Here is a 1,704-nt window from a genome sequence, read left to right on the forward strand (position 1 = left end):
CGCCACCGCATCGGGCGCACGGGCCACCTGCGCGGCAAACAACCCCGGAATCGACACCGGCACCCACGACCGACCCAGAACCGCCCGGTTCCCCACCCCATCCAGCCACGCGCGTTCACCGGCGTCCAACACATCGACCGCCGACAGGCGCCGGGTCGCATCGGTCGTCAACGCGACCAGCACCCCCTGCAAGCGGCGGACCAAGGTCTCGATGGTCGCGGTGTCGAACACGTCGGTACGGAACTCCACCGTGCCGCCGATCCCGGCGGGCTGCCCGTCTTCGGCCCAGCGTTCGGCCAACGAAAACACCAGATCCATTCGGGCCGTGCGGGTGTCCAGTGGCACCGGGGTGGCGTGCACGTCGCCCAGGCGAAGTTCGGTGGGGCCGTTGTTCTGCCAAGTCAGCATGACCTGCACCAGGGGGTGATGGGTCAGGCTCCGCGTCGGGTTGAGGCGTTCCACCAGCATCTCGAAGGGCACGTCTTGATGCTCGTAGGCGGCGAGGCTGCGCTGCCGCACCTGGGCCAACACCTCGGCGAACGTCGGGTTTCGGGCGAGATCGACCCGCAGGACCAAGGTGTTGACGAAGAAGCCGACCAGTTCGTCCAGCGCTGGGTCTTGCCGGCCCGCTACCGGAAAGCCCACCGCCACATCGGAAGTCCCGGCGACTTTGGCGAGGAGCACCGCCAACGCGGCCTGGAGCACCATGAAGCTCGTCGCGTTGTGTTCGCGAGCCACCTCGCGCACCCGTTGCTGCACCGCCGCCGGCCATTCCACGGCGACGGTGGAGCCGCGGTAGTCGGCCACCGTCGGGTAGGGCCGGTCGGCGGGTAGCGCGAGGCGCTCGGGCAGGTCGGCCAGCGCGTCCTGCCAATATCGCAGCTGCGCGGCGATGGGGCTGTCGGCATCGTCCAGCTCGCCCAGCAGGGCCTGCTGCCACAGCGCGTAATCGACATACTGCACGGCAAGTGGCGCCCACTCGGGCGCCTTGCCCCCGCACCGGCTGGCATAGGCAACGCCGAGGTCGCGCACCAGCGGCGCCAGGGACCACCCGTCCGCGGCGACGTGGTGGGCGACGGCCACCAACACGTGACGGTCGGCGGCGACCCGGAAAAGCGCCGCATACAACGGCATTTCGGTGGCCAGATCGAACGTGTGACACGCAGCGGTCTCGATGGCGCCCTGCAGGCGGCCCGCCGGCCAACCGCTGGCGTCGACCACCCGCCAGCCGAAGTCGGCCCGCTCCGCTTCCACGACCACTTGCCGGGGTGTCCCCTCCGGCGCGACGATCACGGTGCGCAGGCTCTCGTGCCTGCCGACCACGTCGCGAAGCGCCGCGCCGAGCGCGGCGACGTTGAGGTGCCCGTCCAACTGCATGGCGGCGGCCAGGTTGTAGACCGGTGATGGACCCTGCAATTGATCGGTGAACCACAACCGGCTCTGAGCGAACGACAGCGGAATCACCGCCGGCCGCGGACGGGCGACCACTCGGGCCGGGCGCCCCTCACCGGCACGGACGCGTGGCGCCAGGTGTCGAATCGTCGGGGCTTCGAACAACATTCGCACCCCGAGGCGCGCGTGGAGGCCGGTATTGATCGCGGCCACCAAGCGCATGGCGGACAGCGAATCCCCGCCGAGGTCGAAGAAGGAGTCGTCGATGCCGACCCGCTCGACGCCGAGCACCTGGGCATAGATTCCGGCCAG

1 protein-coding gene is annotated in these 1,704 nt (G+C 70.0%); it reads right to left on the reverse strand.

Features of this window, described 5'->3' with window-relative positions; translation table 11 throughout:
- Positions 1–1,704: condensation domain-containing protein (locus A5681_RS20665; RefSeq protein WP_231996382.1), on the reverse strand; the 1,704-nt coding region annotated here is incomplete at both ends.

It is taken from the genome of Mycobacterium scrofulaceum (assembly GCF_001667885.1).
In the GTDB taxonomy this organism is placed as follows: domain Bacteria; phylum Actinomycetota; class Actinomycetes; order Mycobacteriales; family Mycobacteriaceae; genus Mycobacterium; species Mycobacterium scrofulaceum_C.